At 43.1% G+C, this 16,353-nt stretch carries 11 protein-coding genes, 10 tRNA genes and 3 rRNA genes; 1 reads left to right on the plus strand and 23 read right to left on the minus strand.

Annotation, left to right across the window (positions count from 1 at the left end):
- Positions 1-10: 10 nt before the first annotated feature.
- The 18 genes from DXN33_RS06640 to pbp2a all read right to left on the minus strand — a co-directional run bounded on the left by DXN33_RS06640 (position 11) and on the right by pbp2a (position 9,777).
- A tRNA-Arg gene (locus DXN33_RS06640) sits at positions 11-84 on the minus strand.
- An 11-nt stretch (positions 85-95) separates the two neighbouring features.
- Positions 96-181: transfer RNA gene (locus tag DXN33_RS06645), tRNA-Leu, on the minus strand.
- Positions 182-188: 7 nt separating this feature from the next.
- Positions 189-260: transfer RNA gene (locus DXN33_RS06650), tRNA-Gly, on the minus strand.
- A gap of 22 nt (positions 261-282) precedes the next feature.
- Positions 283-355, minus strand: a tRNA-Thr gene (locus DXN33_RS06655).
- Positions 356-373: 18 nt separating this feature from the next.
- A tRNA-Leu gene (locus DXN33_RS06660) sits at positions 374-455 on the minus strand.
- A gap of 5 nt (positions 456-460) precedes the next feature.
- A tRNA-Lys gene (locus DXN33_RS06665) sits at positions 461-533 on the minus strand.
- Positions 534-556: 23 nt separating this feature from the next.
- A tRNA-Asp gene (locus DXN33_RS06670) sits at positions 557-629 on the minus strand.
- Positions 630-631: 2 nt separating this feature from the next.
- Positions 632-704 (minus strand) — tRNA-Val (locus DXN33_RS06675).
- 4 nt (positions 705-708) lie between these two features.
- A 5S ribosomal RNA gene (gene rrf, locus DXN33_RS06680) occupies positions 709-824 on the minus strand.
- Positions 825-900: 76 nt separating this feature from the next.
- Positions 901-3,802: ribosomal RNA gene (locus tag DXN33_RS06685) — 23S ribosomal RNA — on the minus strand.
- 124 nt (positions 3,803-3,926) lie between these two features.
- A tRNA-Ala gene (locus DXN33_RS06690) sits at positions 3,927-3,999 on the minus strand.
- Between the two features lie 51 nt (positions 4,000-4,050).
- A 16S ribosomal RNA gene (locus tag DXN33_RS06695) occupies positions 4,051-5,596 on the minus strand.
- The 16S, 23S and 5S rRNA genes sit together here with 10 tRNA genes alongside, the layout of an rRNA operon.
- Positions 5,597-5,837: 241 nt before the next feature.
- Positions 5,838-5,909, minus strand: a tRNA-Glu gene (locus DXN33_RS06700).
- Between the two features lie 90 nt (positions 5,910-5,999).
- On the minus strand, positions 6,000-6,479 hold the full coding sequence (locus DXN33_RS06705) for a sigma-70 family RNA polymerase sigma factor (RefSeq protein ID WP_115904672.1): 480 nt from the start codon (positions 6,477-6,479) through the stop codon (positions 6,000-6,002).
- A 120-nt stretch (positions 6,480-6,599) separates the two neighbouring features.
- Positions 6,600-7,136, minus strand: coding sequence for a transcription termination/antitermination protein NusG (gene nusG / locus DXN33_RS06710; RefSeq protein WP_049486629.1), 537 nt, complete (start codon positions 7,134-7,136; stop codon positions 6,600-6,602).
- A gap of 54 nt (positions 7,137-7,190) precedes the next feature.
- Positions 7,191-7,367: a preprotein translocase subunit SecE gene (secE, locus tag DXN33_RS06715; protein ID WP_001210991.1), complete on the minus strand. Its 177-nt coding sequence runs from the start codon at positions 7,365-7,367 to the stop codon at positions 7,191-7,193.
- Between the two features lie 9 nt (positions 7,368-7,376).
- On the minus strand, positions 7,377-7,529 hold the full coding sequence (gene rpmG, locus DXN33_RS06720) for a 50S ribosomal protein L33 (RefSeq protein ID WP_001809375.1): 153 nt from the start codon (positions 7,527-7,529) through the stop codon (positions 7,377-7,379).
- 52 nt (positions 7,530-7,581) lie between these two features.
- Positions 7,582-9,777, minus strand: coding sequence for a penicillin-binding protein PBP2A (gene pbp2a / locus DXN33_RS06725; RefSeq protein ID WP_115904673.1), 2,196 nt, complete (start codon positions 9,775-9,777; stop codon positions 7,582-7,584).
- A gap of 86 nt (positions 9,778-9,863) precedes the next feature.
- On the opposite strand from pbp2a, the gene DXN33_RS06730 reads away from it, so the two are divergent.
- Positions 9,864-10,739 carry an RluA family pseudouridine synthase gene (locus DXN33_RS06730; RefSeq protein ID WP_115904674.1) on the plus strand — a complete coding sequence of 292 codons (876 nt, stop codon included), beginning with the start codon at positions 9,864-9,866 and terminating at the stop codon, positions 10,737-10,739.
- 71 nt (positions 10,740-10,810) lie between these two features.
- On the opposite strand, the gene gap is transcribed toward DXN33_RS06730, so the two are convergent.
- The 5 genes from gap to yajC all read right to left on the minus strand — a co-directional run bounded on the left by gap (position 10,811) and on the right by yajC (position 16,276).
- Positions 10,811-11,818, minus strand: coding sequence for a type I glyceraldehyde-3-phosphate dehydrogenase (gap, locus tag DXN33_RS06735; protein WP_000260685.1), 1,008 nt, complete (start codon positions 11,816-11,818; stop codon positions 10,811-10,813).
- Between the two features lie 320 nt (positions 11,819-12,138).
- Positions 12,139-14,790, minus strand: coding sequence for a bifunctional acetaldehyde-CoA/alcohol dehydrogenase (adhE, locus tag DXN33_RS06740; RefSeq protein WP_115904675.1), 2,652 nt, complete (start codon positions 14,788-14,790; stop codon positions 12,139-12,141).
- A gap of 299 nt (positions 14,791-15,089) precedes the next feature.
- The gene (locus DXN33_RS06745; protein WP_070482056.1) at positions 15,090-15,500 is read right to left on the minus strand and encodes an MORN repeat-containing protein; all 411 of its coding nucleotides are present in this window, start codon (positions 15,498-15,500) and stop codon (positions 15,090-15,092) included.
- Positions 15,487-15,930, minus strand: a complete 444-nt coding sequence (locus DXN33_RS06750; protein ID WP_115904676.1) for a low molecular weight protein-tyrosine-phosphatase — start codon at positions 15,928-15,930, stop codon at positions 15,487-15,489. The genes DXN33_RS06745 and DXN33_RS06750 overlap by 14 nt, the downstream gene beginning before the upstream one ends.
- Positions 15,931-15,976: 46 nt before the next feature.
- Entirely contained in the window at positions 15,977-16,276 is a 300-nt protein-coding gene (gene yajC / locus DXN33_RS06755) for a preprotein translocase subunit YajC (protein ID WP_049492702.1), read from the minus strand.
- Positions 16,277-16,353 lie beyond the last annotated feature (77 nt).

Consider the following 16,353-nt stretch of genomic DNA (forward strand, 5'->3'; position numbering starts at 1 on the left):
AATAGAAAAATGCACCCTAGAGGAGTCGAACCTCTAACCGCCTGATTCGTAGTCAGGTACTCTATCCAGTTGAGCTAAGGGTGCTCATTAGTTTATGCCGAGGACCGGAATCGAACCGGTACGATCGTTACCAATCGCAGGATTTTAAGTCCTGTGCGTCTGCCAGTTCCGCCACCCCGGCCTCTCTAAGCGAACGACGGGATTCGAACCCGCGACCCCCACCTTGGCAAGGTGGTGTTCTACCACTGAACTACGTTCGCACTGTTTTCTTCTATCTAAAAATGCCGGCTACATGACTTGAACACGCGACCCTCTGATTACAAATCAGATGCTCTACCAACTGAGCTAAGCCGGCTCATTTATTATATCTTAATGCGGGTTAAGGGACTTGAACCCCCACGCCGTTAAGCGCCAGATCCTAAATCTGGTGCGTCTGCCAATTCCGCCAAACCCGCATATATGACCCGTACTGGGCTCGAACCAGTGACCCATTGATTAAAAGTCAATTGCTCTACCAACTGAGCTAACGAGTCTAAAATAACTTACGTTATTCTAACGGTCCCGACGGGAATCGAACCCGCGATCTTCGCCGTGACAGGGCGACGTGATAACCGCTACACTACGGGACCTATGGGAGTTAACGGGATCGAACCGCTGACCCTCTGCTTGTAAGGCAGATGCTCTCCCAGCTGAGCTAAACTCCCTAGAGCTAAGCGACTTCCATATCTCACAGGGGACAACCCCCAACTACTTCCGGCGTTCTAGGGCTTAACTTCTGTGTTCGGCATGGGTACAGGTGTATCTCCTAGGCTATCGTCACTTAACTCTGAGTAATACCTACTCAAAATTGAATATCTATTCAAACCAAGAAAACCGTTCGCTTTCATATTCTCAGTTACTTTGGATAAGTCCTCGAGCTATTAGTATTAGTCCGCTACATGTGTCGCCACACTTCCACTTCTAACCTATCTACCTGATCATCTCTCAGGGCTCTTACTGATATAAAATCATGGGAAATCTCATCTTGAGGTGGGTTTCACACTTAGATGCTTTCAGCGTTTATCCCTTCCCTACATAGCTACCCAGCGATGCCTTTGGCAAGACAACTGGTACACCAGCGGTAAGTCCACTCTGGTCCTCTCGTACTAGGAGCAGATCCTCTCAAATTTCCTACGCCCGCGACGGATAGGGACCGAACTGTCTCACGACGTTCTGAACCCAGCTCGCGTGCCGCTTTAATGGGCGAACAGCCCAACCCTTGGGACCGACTACAGCCCCAGGATGCGACGAGCCGACATCGAGGTGCCAAACCTCCCCGTCGATGTGAACTCTTGGGGGAGATAAGCCTGTTATCCCCAGGGTAGCTTTTATCCGTTGAGCGATGGCCCTTCCATACGGAACCACCGGATCACTAAGCCCGACTTTCGTCCCTGCTCGAGTTGTAGCTCTCGCAGTCAAGCTCCCTTATACCTTTACACTCTGCGAATGATTTCCAACCATTCTGAGGGAACCTTTGGGCGCCTCCGTTACCTTTTAGGAGGCGACCGCCCCAGTCAAACTGCCCGTCAGACACTGTCTCCGATAGGGATCACCTATCCGGGTTAGAGTGGCCATAACACAAGGGTAGTATCCCAACAACGTCTCCTTCGAAACTGGCGTCCCGATCTCATAGACTCCTACCTATCCTGTACATGTGGTACAGACACTCAATATCAAACTGCAGTAAAGCTCCATGGGGTCTTTCCGTCCTGTCGCGGGTAACCTGCATCTTCACAGGTACTAAAATTTCACCGAGTCTCTCGTTGAGACAGTGCCCAAATCATTACGCCTTTCGTGCGGGTCGGAACTTACCCGACAAGGAATTTCGCTACCTTAGGACCGTTATAGTTACGGCCGCCGTTTACTGGGGCTTCAATTCATACCTTCGCTTACGCTAAGCACTCCTCTTAACCTTCCAGCACCGGGCAGGCGTCACCCCCTATACATCATCTTACGATTTAGCAGAGAGCTGTGTTTTTGATAAACAGTTGCTTGGGCCTATTCACTGCGGCTGACGTAAAGTCAGCACCCCTTCTCCCGAAGTTACGGGGTCATTTTGCCGAGTTCCTTAACGAGAGTTCTCTCGCTCACCTGAGGCTACTCGCCTCGACTACCTGTGTCGGTTTGCGGTACGGGTAGAGTATGTTTAAACGCTAGAAGCTTTTCTTGGCAGTGTGACGTCACTAACTTCGCTACTAAACTTCGCTCCCCATCACAGCTCAATGTTAAAGATATAAGCATTTGACTCATATCACACCTCACTGCTTAGACAGACTCTTCCAATCGTCTGCTTTAGTTAGCCTACTGCGTCCCTCCATCACTACATACTCTAGTACAGGAATATCAACCTGTTGTCCATCGGATACACCTTTCGGTCTCTCCTTAGGTCCCGACTAACCCAGGGCGGACGAGCCTTCCCCTGGAAACCTTAGTCTTACGGTGGACAGGATTCTCACCTGTCTTTCGCTACTCATACCGGCATTCTCACTTCTATGCGTTCCAGCGCTCCTCACGGTACACCTTCATCACACATAGAACGCTCTCCTACCATACCTATAAAGGTATCCACAGCTTCGGTAAATTGTTTTAGCCCCGGTACATTTTCGGCGCAGGGTCACTCGACTAGTGAGCTATTACGCACTCTTTGAATGAATAGCTGCTTCTAAGCTAACATCCTAGTTGTCTGTGCAACCCCACATCCTTTTCCACTTAACAATTATTTTGGGACCTTAGCTGGTGGTCTGGGCTGTTTCCCTTTCGACTACGGATCTTAGCACTCGCAGTCTGACTGCCGACCATAATTCATTGGCATTCGGAGTTTATCTGAGATTGGTAATCCGGGATGGACCCCTCACCCAAACAGTGCTCTACCTCCAAGAATCTCTAATGTCGACGCTAGCCCTAAAGCTATTTCGGAGAGAACCAGCTATCTCCAAGTTCGTTTGGAATTTCTCCGCTACCCACAAGTCATCCAAGCACTTTTCAACGTGCCCTGGTTCGGTCCTCCAGTGCGTCTTACCGCACCTTCAACCTGCTCATGGGTAGGTCACATGGTTTCGGGTCTACGTCATGATACTAAGGCGCCCTATTCAGACTCGGTTTCCCTACGGCTCCGTCTCTTCAACTTAACCTCGCATCATAACGTAACTCGCCGGTTCATTCTACAAAAGGCACGCTCTCACCCATTAACGGGCTCGAACTTGTTGTAGGCACACGGTTTCAGGTTCTATTTCACTCCCCTCCCGGGGTGCTTTTCACCTTTCCCTCACGGTACTGGTTCACTATCGGTCACTAGGGAGTATTTAGGGTTGGGAGATGGTCCTCCCAGATTCCGACGGGATTTCACGTGTCCCGCCGTACTCAGGATACTGCTAGGTACAAAGACTATTTTAAATACGAGGCTATTACTCTCTTTGGCTGATCTTCCCAAATCATTCTTCTATAATCTTTGAGTCCACATTGCAGTCCTACAACCCCGAAGAGTAAACTCTTCGGTTTGCCCTCCTGCCGTTTCGCTCGCCGCTACTAAGGCAATCGCTTTTGCTTTCTCTTCCTGCAGCTACTTAGATGTTTCAGTTCACTGCGTCTTCCTCCTCACATCCTTAACAGATGCGGGTAACAGGTAGTACCTGTTGGGTTCCCCCATTCGGAAATCCCTGGATCATCGCTTACTTACAGCTACCCAAGGCATATCGTCGTTTGTCACGTCCTTCTTCGGCTCCTAGTGCCAAGGCATCCACCGTGCGCCCTTATTAACTTAACCTTATTTTCTGACCTTTCAGTCATAAACTCTTATTAATACTACAGCGTTTTCGGTTTATTTTCTTGTTACTATTTGATATAGATATTCAATTTTCAATGTGCATTACTTGGTGATCTCTCACCAATGGAGCCTAGCGGGATCGAACCGCTGACCTCCTGCGTGCAAAGCAGGCGCTCTCCCAGCTGAGCTAAGGCCCCACAAGACCTCTCAAGACTAAACAAGACCAATGCGCAGTTCCTTATCCTTAGAAAGGAGGTGATCCAGCCGCACCTTCCGATACGGCTACCTTGTTACGACTTCACCCCAATCATCTATCCCACCTTAGGCGGCTGGCTCCTTACGGTTACCTCACCGACTTCGGGTGTTACAAACTCTCGTGGTGTGACGGGCGGTGTGTACAAGGCCCGGGAACGTATTCACCGCGGCGTGCTGATCCGCGATTACTAGCGATTCCGACTTCATGTAGGCGAGTTGCAGCCTACAATCCGAACTGAGACTGGCTTTAAGAGATTAGCTTGCCGTCACCGGCTTGCGACTCGTTGTACCAGCCATTGTAGCACGTGTGTAGCCCAGGTCATAAGGGGCATGATGATTTGACGTCATCCCCACCTTCCTCCGGTTTATTACCGGCAGTCTCGCTAGAGTGCCCAACTGAATGATGGCAACTAACAATAGGGGTTGCGCTCGTTGCGGGACTTAACCCAACATCTCACGACACGAGCTGACGACAACCATGCACCACCTGTCACCTCTGTCCCGAAGGAAAGCTCTATCTCTAGAGCGGTCAGAGGGATGTCAAGACCTGGTAAGGTTCTTCGCGTTGCTTCGAATTAAACCACATGCTCCACCGCTTGTGCGGGCCCCCGTCAATTCCTTTGAGTTTCAACCTTGCGGTCGTACTCCCCAGGCGGAGTGCTTAATGCGTTAGCTACGGCACTAAACCCCGGAAAGGGTCTAACACCTAGCACTCATCGTTTACGGCGTGGACTACCAGGGTATCTAATCCTGTTTGCTCCCCACGCTTTCGAGCCTCAGCGTCAGTTACAAGCCAGAGAGCCGCTTTCGCCACCGGTGTTCCTCCATATATCTACGCATTTCACCGCTACACATGGAATTCCACTCTCCCCTCTTGCACTCAAGTTAAACAGTTTCCAAAGCGTACTATGGTTAAGCCACAGCCTTTAACTTCAGACTTATCTAACCGCCTGCGCTCGCTTTACGCCCAATAAATCCGGACAACGCTCGGGACCTACGTATTACCGCGGCTGCTGGCACGTAGTTAGCCGTCCCTTTCTGGTAAGATACCGTCACAGTGTGAACTTTCCACTCTCACACTCGTTCTTCTCTTACAACAGAGCTTTACGATCCGAAAACCTTCTTCACTCACGCGGCGTTGCTCGGTCAGACTTCCGTCCATTGCCGAAGATTCCCTACTGCTGCCTCCCGTAGGAGTCTGGGCCGTGTCTCAGTCCCAGTGTGGCCGATCACCCTCTCAGGTCGGCTATGTATCGTCGCCTTGGTGAGCCGTTACCCCACCAACTAGCTAATACAACGCAGGTCCATCTGGTAGTGATGCAATTGCACCTTTTAAGCAAATGTCATGCAACATCTACTATTATGCGGTATTAGCTATCGTTTCCAATAGTTATCCCCCGCTACCAGGCAGGTTACCTACGCGTTACTCACCCGTTCGCAACTCATCCAGAGAAGCAAGCTCCTCCTTCAGCGTTCTACTTGCATGTATTAGGCACGCCGCCAGCGTTCGTCCTGAGCCAGGATCAAACTCTCATTAAAAGTTTGAGTTCTCACTCATTTCTGTCACTGACAGATTTATTGTTTTTTCATTGTTCAGTACTACAACCTTAGTTGTAGTGCCCTGCACATTGGTTCGTCTTGTTCAGTTTTCAAAGGTCTTTGTCACTCAGTTCTCTCAAGCGACAACTATATTAGTATATCACAGGCGCTTTTGCTTGTCAACACTTTTTTGAAACTTTTTTAATCTTTTTTCATCAAGTGTTCCATCCGCAACATACCATAGTCCGTACGGGATTCGAACCCGTGTTACCGCCGTGAAAAGGCGGTGTCTTAACCCCTTGACCAACGGACCTGAGTTGTTATTTTCAACTCTTACTATTATACAGACTTTTTCACCTTTGTCAACTACTTTTTTATCTTTTTTCATTTTTTGCATGGCTTCCTAGTATGTACGGATGTCAAACTCTTTAAATACAATACGTAAGTCTCTTAATACTCTTTGACGACCTCGGAAGCGTTCATTTCTTAAGACGCGTTCTAACTCTTCTTGTTTATCTTTACTTTGTTTGTTTCTATAATTTCTTAGTGTCTCATGAAAGAGATAATAATCATCTAGCCAGAGACCTCCCTCGCTTATACGATGACTAAGCTCACCTACTTCTTCATAGGGTTCTTTATCATATCTTCGTTTTTGACTTTCTTGCTTACGGATATAGTCTAGAATTCGATTCCGGAATTTAGTCTTAAAATATTTCCTTAAACGAGGAATATCTTCTAATAGATCTTCTTCTCTACTAATCAATTCATGCAAGCAAATCATACCCTCTTGGTCCCAATCCGATAGATCCCATAAATGAAGGTAATATTCATTTCTACACTTATATACAATCCCTTGGACTTCTTCATATAATTCTTTAAACATAACGTCCCCCTTTCTAGATACAGTCTAACAGATTCAGAAACACTTTTGGCACATTTCCCCCATTCTGTTCTCTACACTGCCTCAACTGCACAAAAAAGAGAGGGCAAGCCTCTCTCTGGGTTATAATTCTGCGATTTGGTTTAGGTTTACTTCTGCAACTGTGTCATTACCAAACATAGAGATAATCATCTTCACTTTATTGTTATCAATCTCTATAATCTTACCGGTATAATCTGCAAAAGCACCATCAATAATACGTACAGTTTGACCAACTTCAACATCGATATCAAACTCTTGTACAGTTTGTCCCATAGAAACCAAGATATCACGAATTTCTTGTTCCAATAATGGAGTTGGTTTTGATCTATTTCCGTGAGATCCGACGAATCCTGTAACATTTGGTGTATTTCGAACAACAAACCAAGCTTCATCTGTCATGACCATTTCTACAAGAACATAACCTGGAAAGCGATTTTCTTCTACTTCTTTTCTCTTTCCATTTTTTTCAACTTGCACTGTTTGTGTTGGAATTTCAACGCGTAGAATATTATCCAACATATTGTAGGTTTGTGCACGTTGTAATAGATTTTCTTTTACCTTATTTTCATAACCAGAATAAGTTTGTAAAACAAACCACCCTTTATCAAAACTATCCATGATATTTCCTTTCATAAATAGAAGATTTCTAGTGTAATTAACTCCACTAGCCTTCTAAAAAATGTTAATAAATCGAATCAAACCTGAAACAATCAACTGGTCAAAAATGTAAATAATTACTACAAAGAAAGCTGTGTATTCCATAATAGAACGAAAATCTCTCCAGCTTTCCTTGCGAGTTGGCCATGTTGTGTCTTTAAGAAGTCTAAAAATATCTCCAATAAAACGCATCGCTCTCTCCTATCTCGTTTCTCTGTGTGTAGTGTACTTACCACAATGCTTACAAAATTTATTTACTTCTAGTCGTGTAGGTTTGGGGTTTCCACTAATCTTGATTGAATAGTTTCTAGAACCACAAACCGCACAAGCTAGGCTTGCTTTTTTTAGTGCCATAACGCCTCCATCTTATCTATTATAACAAGAAAGCTAGGCTTTGACAAGCATCTTAACGAAATAGATTGACTACCGAATCCCATATCGTTTGAGCCTTTTCCTTAATTTTAGCATCTGAGATAGCACGGCTAGCCTCATCTACCAGATTTTGTGCACGACTTCTAATATCAGACAGGCTATTATCCGCCTGATTTTCTTCATTACTCTGTACTTGATTTCTTGTATTGGCTGGTGCAATTCCATTTTGCTTATAAGCATTTTCGACTGTAAAGGTACTTCCTGGCGTATAAGGTAAAATGGTATTTGCAATGTTTCTAAAGACATGGGCTGCACCGTTTGAAGTAGAGCCAGCTAGATAGTGGCTTTCATCAGTGGTAGGGAAACCAAGCCAGTGACTAATCACTACATCCGGAGTATAACCAATTACCCACTGGTCACTTGTGTATTCAGGATTGAAAACAGCTTCAGTTGTTCCAGTTTTTCCTGCCATGACATAGTCTGCAGGCGATGAACTAACACCGGTACCGTTGGTGAATGTCCCCAACATCATACTAGTCATCTTGTCAGCTACAGACTTATCAATCACCCGTTTTTGTGAATTTTTATGGCTCGCAATAACCTGCCCACTAGCATTTTCAATTCTACTAATAAAATGAGCTTCCGGCATTAAACCTTCATTTGCAAAAGCAGCATACGCTTGAGCCATTTGAAGAGGGTTGGTTTCAACACCGCTTCCCAAGGCGACACCAAGAACACGATCGACTTTTTCCATGTTGAGTCCGAATTTTTCTCCGGCCTCAAAAGCCTTGTCAACACCCAAGTCATTAACAGTGGCAACAGCAGGTAGATTAAGCGATTCTGCCAGGGCTTGATACATAGGAACTTCTGGACTCGTTTTGATCCCTGCATAGTTATCAACCTTATAGCTGTCATACTGCATGGTATGGTTATCCAACTGCTTATTCAAAGCCCAGCCAGCTTCAACTGCAGGCGTATAAACAACTAAAGGCTTAATTGTAGAACCAGGGCTACGTTTTGATTGAGTTGCATAGTTGAAATTCCGGAATCCAGTTTTATCATTGCCAGCAACCTGACCGACAACTCCACGAACTCCACCTGTTTTCGGTTCGAGAGCTACACTTCCTGATTGAGCAAATGTTCCATCCTCTGCCCTCGGAAATAGAGCTGTATTTTCATAGACAACCTGCATATTTGCTTGATAGTTTTGGTCCAGCTCTGTATAAATGCGGTAGCCATTATTGACAATTTCTTCCTCTGTTAGATTATACTTGGAAACAGCTTCATTAACAACCGCATCAAAATAAGAAGGATAGCGGTAATCTGAGATTTTTCCTTCATACTTATCGTGCAATTGCGAAGTCATATCAACTTCTGCAGCTTCGGTTTCTTGGTTTTTATCAATGTAACCCGCTGCAAGCATATTCTGCAAAACAGTATCGCGACGATTGGTAGAATCTTCTACAGAATTCAAGGGATTATACAGTTCCGGCCCCTTTAGCATTCCTGCCAGAGTCGCAGCTTGATCCAGACTCACTTCTGATGCAGAAACTCCAAAGTATTTCTTACTCGCATCTTCTACACCCCATACACCATTTCCAAAATAAGCATTGTTAAGGTACATGGTTAAGATCTGATCCTTACTATATTTTTTTGTTAATTCTAAGGCAAGGAAAAATTCTTTCGCTTTTCTCTCGACAGTTTGGTCCTGCGACAGATAGGCATTTTTAGCCAGCTGTTGGGTAATAGTAGAACCACCACCTGAACGGCCAGCAGTTACAATAGCCAAGAAGAAACGACCATAGTTAATCCCGTCATTTTTATAGAAAGAACGGTCTTCTGTCGCAATAACGGCATTCTGCAAATTTTTACTGATATCAGTCAGTTCAACATAGGTTCCTTTTTGACCAGATAGGGCACCAGCCTCTTTTTCTTCACGGTCAAAAATGAGAGTTCGAGTTTTCAAGGCATTTTGCAAATCATTGACATTGGTTGACTTGGCTACAGCAAACAAATAGGTTCCAACTAGCAAGCTTGCACTCAAACCTAGTATAAGGACAATCTTTGTTAGATGATAGCGACGCCAGAATTTTCGAATTGGACCTACTTGGGCTAATTTTTTTCGATCACTACGAGAGCGACGTAAGCTAGTAGAATCAGAGTCCTCTAGTTCACTTGTTTCTTTTTTAAAAAGAGAAAGAAATTTCTCAAATAATTTATCTAATTTCATGCGTTTATTTTATCATCTTCATCATAGGAAGACAAGAATTTAGCTATTTCCTATCCAAATAGGGCTTTTTTTGTTACAATATCTGTATGCAATTCACATTTACATTACCAGACTCTCTACCTCAAATGACGGTAAAGCAATTACTTGAGGAACAACTCCTCATCCCTAGAAAAATCCGTCATTTTTTGAGAATCAAGAAACATATTTTGATAAATCAGCGAGAAGTTCATTGGAACGAAATGGTAAGTCCTGGAGATGTTTGCCAGTTGACTTTTGACGAGGAAGATTATCCCGAAAAAGAAATCCCTTGGGGCAACCCAAACCTCGTTCAAGAAGTTTATCAAGATCAACACTTGATTATTGTCAACAAACCTGAGGGTATGAAAACACATGGTAACCAACCAAACGAAATCGCACTTCTTAACCATGTCAGTGCCTATGTCGGCCAAACCTGCTATGTCGTTCATCGTCTGGACATGGAAACCAGTGGTTTGGTTCTCTTTGCCAAAAATCCTTTTATCCTGCCTATTCTCAATCGCTTATTGGAGAAAAAAGAGATTTCTAGGGAATATTGGGCACTTGTTGATGGAAATATCAACAGCAAAGAACTTGTTTTCAGAGACAAAATTGGGCGTGATCGCCATGACCGTAGAAAACGAATAGTTGATACAAAAAATGGGCAATATGCTGAAACACATGTAAGCAGATTAAAGCAATTCCCAAACAAGACTTCCTTGGTTCGTTGCAAACTAAAGACAGGGCGAACACATCAGATTCGCGTGCATCTCTCTCATCACAACCTCCCTATCCTGGGTGATCCTCTCTATAATAGCAAATCAAAAACAAATCGGCTTATGCTTCACGCCTTTCGACTGTCCTTTACCCATCCGTTTACATTAGAAAAGTTAAGTTTCACTACCCTTTCCGATACATTTGAAAAAGAATTAAAAAAGAATGGATGATTGTTGTGTCATCCATTCTTCAATATAAGAAAAGCAAGGCCAAGAGGCCTTGCTTTTTATCGACTCATGAATTATTTAGCGATTTTTGCGAAGTATTCAAGAGTACGAACAAGTTGTGCAGTGTATGACATTTCGTTGTCGTACCATGATACAACTTTAACCAATTGTTTACCGTCAACGTCAAGAACTTTAGTTTGAGTTGCGTCAAACAATGAACCGTAAGACATACCTACGATATCTGAAGATACGATTGGATCTTCTGTGTAACCGTATGATTCGTTTGAAGCTGCTTTCATAGCTGCGTTCACTTCATCAACAGTAACGTTCTTTTCAAGAACTGCTACCAATTCAGTAACTGATCCAGTTGGAGTTGGAACGCGTTGTGCAGATCCGTCAAGTTTACCGTTCAATTCTGGGATTACAAGACCGATAGCTTTAGCAGCACCAGTTGAGTTAGGAACGATGTTTGCAGCACCAGCGCGAGCACGGCGAAGGTCACCACCACGGTGTGGTCCGTCAAGGATCATTTGGTCACCAGTGTAAGCGTGGATAGTAGTCATCAATCCTTCAACAACACCAAAGTTGTCTTGAAGAGCTTTAGCCATTGGAGCCAAGCAGTTTGTAGTACATGAAGCACCTGAGATAACTGTTTCAGTACCGTCAAGAACGTCGTGGTTAGTGTTGAATACAACTGTTTTAACGTCGTTTCCACCAGGAGCAGTGATAACAACTTTTTTAGCTCCACCTTTAAGGTGTTTTTCAGCTGCTTCTTTCTTAGCAAAGAAACCAGTAGCTTCAAGAACGATTTCTACACCGTCAGTAGCCCAGTCGATTTGTTCTGGATCACGTTCAGCAGAAACTTTAACGAATTTACCGTTAACTTCGAATCCACCTTCTTTAACTTCAACAGTACCGTCGAAACGACCTTGAGTTGTGTCGTATTTCAACAAGTGTGCAAGCATAACTGGATCTGTAAGGTCGTTGATGCGTGTAACTTCAACACCTTCTACGTTTTGGATACGACGGAAAGCAAGACGACCGATACGTCCGAAACCGTTAATACCAACTTTAACTACCATTAGTGATTTCCTCCTTATGAAAATCATGAAATTTTTATTGTGAAAAGAGTAACTTGAATCACTACAAATCACCTTTCAACAAACCTATTATATAACTATTTAAGTTTAATTGCAAGTACGGGCGTTGTTTTTTGTCTATACCCCACTTATTTTTCTTTCTCCTTTGAAAGCCTATACTGCTGTCTTTATTTGTCTACCTAGTCATTTCTCACTTTCCTTTTCAGATGAAAAGTGAAAACAGAAAAGCTAAAAATTATTTTCAATACTCCAATTCTACAAGAAAAGAGACAGGAAATTCCTGCCTCTAGGCTGATAAACAATTATTTACGGCGTCCTGGTCTTTCTTTGTAGCCATAGTAAGAATCTTCGATGATTTCTTGCATATGGTCAACCATTGGAAGACGTGGGTTAGCTGGTGAACATTGATCTTCATAAGCAAGGAAGGCCAATTCACGAGAATGTTCTTTCCATTCTTTTTCATCAATTCCTTGTGCTTTGAAGTTCATTTGGATACCTACGCGCTCACCAAGTTCGTAGACAGCTTTTGCGTAAGATTCCACACCTTCTTCTGGAGTAGAAGCTGGAAGTCCAAGCATGCGTGCGATATCTTGGTATTTTTCATCTGCACGGTAGTAGTTGTACTTAGGCCATGTTGCTGTCTTGGCTGGACGTGTACCGTTGTAGCGGATGACGTATGGAAGCAAGATAGCATTTGTACGACCATGGATTGTGTGGAATTGCGCACCAATCTTATGGGCCATTGAGTGAGAAATACCTAGGAAGGCATTGGCAAAGGCCATACCAGCGATTGTTGAAGCGTTATGCATTTTCTCACGTGAGTGGAAGTCCGCATTCTTAACTGAGCTTTCAAGGTTTTCGAATACAAGTTTAATTGCTTGAAGTGCAAGACCGTCAGTGTAGTCGCTAGCCATTTGGGATACGTAAGCTTCAGTTGCGTGAGTCAATACGTCCATACCAGTATCAGCAGCAACAAATCCAGGAACTGTCAATACCAAAGCAGGGTCTACGATTGCCACAGTTGGTGTCAATGAGTAGTCAGCGATTGGGTATTTACGGTTGTTTGCTTTATCAGAGATAACGGCAAATGGAGTTACTTCAGATCCTGTACCAGATGTAGTTGGGATAGCGATGAATTTAGTCTTCTTACCAAGCAATGGGAATTTGAAGGCACGTTTACGGATATCCATGAATTTTTGAACAAGGTCACGGAAGTCCACTTCTGGTTGTTCGTAGAAGAGCCACATTACTTTAGCAGCATCCATTGGAGATCCACCACCGAGAGCGATGATTGTATCTGGTTTGAAGGCACGCATAATCTCAGTACCACGGTTTACAGTTGTGATATCTGGATCTGGTTCTACATCAGCAAAGATTTGGTAAACAACCTTATTGCGACGAAGATCAAGTTGTTCAATGATACGATCAAGGAAACCAAGCTCTACCATGGCATGGTCAGTAACGATCATGACACGTTCTACGTCACGACATTTTTGAAGGTATTGAATTGAATCACGTTCAAAGTATGTTTTTGAAGGAAGTTTCATCCATTGCATGTTATTTCTCCGTCTTCCGACTTTTTTGATATTCAAGAGGTTAATGGCACTAACGTTATCCCCAACTGAGTTGCGTCCGTAAGAACCACATCCGAGTGTCAATGATGGCAAGAAGGCATTATAAACGTCCCCGATACCACCGAAAGTAGAAGGTGAGTTACAGATAACACGAATAGCTTTAACAGCTTTACCAAATTCTTTAGTCAATTCTTCGTCAGCTGTGTGGATAGCTGCTGAGTGTCCAAGACCGTTAAATTCAACCATTTGACGAGCCTTAGTAATACCATCTTCACGGCTTTCAGATTTCAAAACTGCGATAACTGGTGACAATTTTTCACGAGTCAATGGCTCGTTTTCACCAACTTCTTTACATTCTGCAGCAAGAATGTTTGTTCCTTCTGGAACTGTAAATCCTGCTTGCTCTGCAATCCAAGTTGCTGGTTTACCAACGATGTCAGCGTTCAATTTTGCACCAGCACAGTTTTTACTGTTTGCTTTGACGCCGAAGCAGAATTCTTCGAGAAGTGCTTTTTCTTTTTTGTTTACAAAGTAAGTGTGATAAGATTTGAACTCTGCTACAAATTCATCGTAAATTTCTTTATCAATGATAACCGCTTGTTCAGATGCACAGACCATACCGTTGTCAAACGATTTAGACATGACGATATCGTGTGCAGCTTGACGAATGTTAGCTGATTTTTCAACATAAGCTGGCACGTTTCCGGCACCTACCCCAAGAGCTGGTTTACCACATGAGTATGCCGCTTTAACCATGGCATTACCACCCGTTGCAAGGATTGTTGCAATACCTTCGTGGTTCATAAGGGCACTTGTTGCTTCCATAGATGGTTGAGTAATCCATTGCACACAGTTTTCAGGAGCACCAGCTGCGATAGCTGCATCGCGGACGATACGAGCTGCATGAGCAGATGATTCTTGTGCTGATGGGTGGAAGGCAAAGACAATTGGATTACGTGTCTTCAATGAAATCAATGATTTGAAGATTGCTGTTGATGTTGGGTTTGTTGTTGGAGTGATACCACAAACAACACCAACTGGTTCAGCGATAAGAGTCAATCCTGTTACATCGTCTTCTTCGATAACGCCAACTGTTTTAGTGTGACGCATGTTGTTTACTACGTGTTCACAAGCAAACAAGTTCTTAGTTGCTTTGTCTTCAAATACACCACGTCCTGTTTCTTCATAGGCATGTAGAGCCAATTCTCCGTGGGCATCCAAAGCTGCCACTGACGCTTTAGCTACGATGTAGTCGACCTGTTCTTGGTCGAGTTTACGCATTTCCTCAAGAGCAACTAAAGCTTTTTGCACCAAGCCATCGACATGCTTTTCAGCAGCGAGTTTCTTTTCTTCTGGTGTCACAGTTTTTTTATCAGCCATATTTTCCTCCATAGCTTTCAAGGATCGATATCCTTTGTTAATTTTTTCACAAGTTTATTATAACGCATTATTTCAACTTTGTAAACAGTTTCATAAACATTTCACAAAGAATTTTTTATTGTTTGTGAAATTTTTCTTATTTTCTTCACTTGTCAAGTTTTTTCTTTAGAGTTTGTGAAATTAATTTCAAATATTTTTTATTTCACAAACTTGCTTGGAAGAGGGGCTTGGAAAGAGATAGATTTTCTAGTAAGCGCTTACTTTTAGATGCTAACAATACCTCCTTTGATAAGGAGGCTTTATTTTTGTTGAAAAACGCCTTGTTTAAAAGTCCCTTCATAAACAACTTCTTGTTCTGTTGTTAGTTTTCCTTTTCCTTCAGCCTGACCATTTACAAAATCACCTTCGTAGGTCCAGCCTTCTTTAGATTGAAAGGTACCTTTTCCGTTGAAGGCTCCATTGTTGAAACCACCAGTATACTGGTCTCCATTTTGGAAGGTAATGGTACCTTGCCCATTCATTTTACCACGGACAAGACTGCCATCGTAAACAATCGTTCCATTATCAAGCTTTAGAACACCTTTTCCTGGAATATTTAGAAAAAAGACGAGTACAGCACAAAAAACAATGGTAACTACTGCCAAAAGCTCTAAACGTGGACGAGTCAGATAGACACGATACTTGTCGTAAAAATTCTTAAGATTTTCCATCTTCACTCCCCTTTTCTAAACGTTCTAACCAAGCTTGACAACCCTCTTGAACACGCTGATAGGTTTCCTCAAAATCTCCTGTATACCAAGGATCTGGAACGCTTTCAGATGCAAATGAGTAAATCTTATCTTGACAGTCTACTGGACACATCTGACGTAAGTCAGAAACATTTGAAGCGTCCATTCCGATAATATAATCAAAGGCTTCAAAATCTTCCTTGCTAATCTGAAGCGATGTTTTGGCTTTGTCATAAGGAATCTGATACTCTTGAAAAATTCCTTGAGTTCCCTTATGAATCGGATTACCATGTTCCCAAGAGGAAGTCGCTCGACTTTGGATTTCATAATTATCTGTCATTGATTTCATAACAAACTCGGCCATAGGGCTGCGACAAATATTTCCCAAACAGACAAAGGCTAGTTTTTTCATCCCATTTCCTTTCTTTTATAGAAAAACGGGAGTTAGTAATCCCGTCTTATTTTTCAATTGCGCCTTCTAGTGAAGCTGTTTCTTTCAGCGGTAATACTGTCTTGATAGCAGCTAGTTCAAAAGTCAAGTAAACTCCATCGACATCAAGAACAATGGTTCTCTTCTCAGTATCTACTTCATCGACTGTTCCGTAAAGTCCACCGATTGTAATCACTTCATAGCCTTTTTGCAGTTTATTTAAGCTTTCCATACGTTTTTGTGCTTGTTTCTTTTGAGAGCGTTGCATAAAGAACATCAAGGCAAACATACCTACAAGCATGATCACAAATGTTAAATTTGGACTAATATTTTCCATAGTATTTTCTCCTTTGTCTTTTACATAGGACTACTATATCAAATTTCAGCTACTTTTACAAGATTGTG

This window comes from Streptococcus sp. NM (assembly GCF_003390135.1).
Lineage (GTDB): Bacteria > Bacillota > Bacilli > Lactobacillales > Streptococcaceae > Streptococcus.